Here is a 961-nt window from a genome sequence, read left to right as displayed (position 1 = left end):
CCGCCCGCCTCGTGGATGCGCAGCTTCACGCGAAGTCGCTTGGCCTCCTCCCCCATGCCCTGATTGACCGACAGCCAGTAGGCGTCGCGCAGGTGGGGGTAGAGGGCGCACAGGGTCAGGGGGGGCGGGGTGGGCCCTTGCCAGTTCAGACGGGCCGGCTTGCCGCCGAAGGCGCCGTCCGGCCAGTGATCCACCTCGAAGGCGAGGGCGCAGGCCGGGAGCAGCAGGAGCAACAGGGAGAGACAGACGCTTCGCATGGCCGGGGGTTTTGTTAAAGTGTGGGGCCATATTATCCGGTCAAAGTCGACCACAACCAAGGGGCTTCGATTGAGAATCTTTTCCGGCCTGGGTGGCAAGCTGCTGCTGGCCTTCTCCCTGATGGCGCTGTTGACCCTGGGGGCCTCCCTGCTGGGCTGGTTCGGGCTCAGCCACCTGCGCCAGCTGGAGCAGGGGGTGCAGCAGACCCTGGCGGATCAGGAGCTGGCCCGCACCCTGGCGCGGCTCGGCGGCGAGATCCAGAGCTCATCTCACCTGCTGGCCTCCGCCACCAGCGAGGGGGAGCGGGTGCATCAGGGGCGGCTGCTCACCCTGCAGGGGCAGCAGATGCAACAGGTGCTGGAGCAGTTGGGTCATGGTGGCGGCAAGCAGACCCCAGATGAGCTGCATCGCCTCAGCCAGACCATCATCGGCAACCTGGGCCAGCAGGGCTGGCTGGTGGGGGAGCGGCTGACGCTGATGGCCGACGGTAGCGCCTTGCGCTCCCGCCTGGTGACGGCCGCCGGTCAGGTGGCGGAGCTGGCCCGCAGCCAGATGGAGAACGCCGAAACCGTGATGGTGGCGGGGCTCGGCTCTCTCTATTCACTGCAGGGGCGGTCTGCAGATCGGGCGATCGATCGGCTGCTGGAGCAGGATCTCGACTGGCTGGAGCAGATGACGGAGCTGCGCCATCGCACCCTGATGC

2 pseudogenes are annotated in these 961 nt (G+C 67.7%); one reads left to right on the top strand and one right to left on the bottom strand.

The features are described 5' to 3' along the window. Positions 1-257 (bottom strand): annotated as a pseudogene (locus tag BN1143_RS01600) (TMAO reductase system periplasmic protein TorT); the annotation flags it as partial. Positions 258-327: 70 nt separating this feature from the next. On the opposite strand from BN1143_RS01600, the pseudogene BN1143_RS01595 reads away from it, so the two are divergent. Next, positions 328-961 (top strand): annotated as a pseudogene (locus BN1143_RS01595) (TMAO reductase system sensor histidine kinase/response regulator TorS); the annotation flags it as partial.

Origin of the sequence: Aeromonas dhakensis (assembly GCF_000820305.1) — a bacterium.
GTDB lineage: Bacteria > Pseudomonadota > Gammaproteobacteria > Enterobacterales > Aeromonadaceae > Aeromonas > Aeromonas dhakensis.
This window is presented reverse-complemented; position numbering and strand designations above follow the sequence as displayed.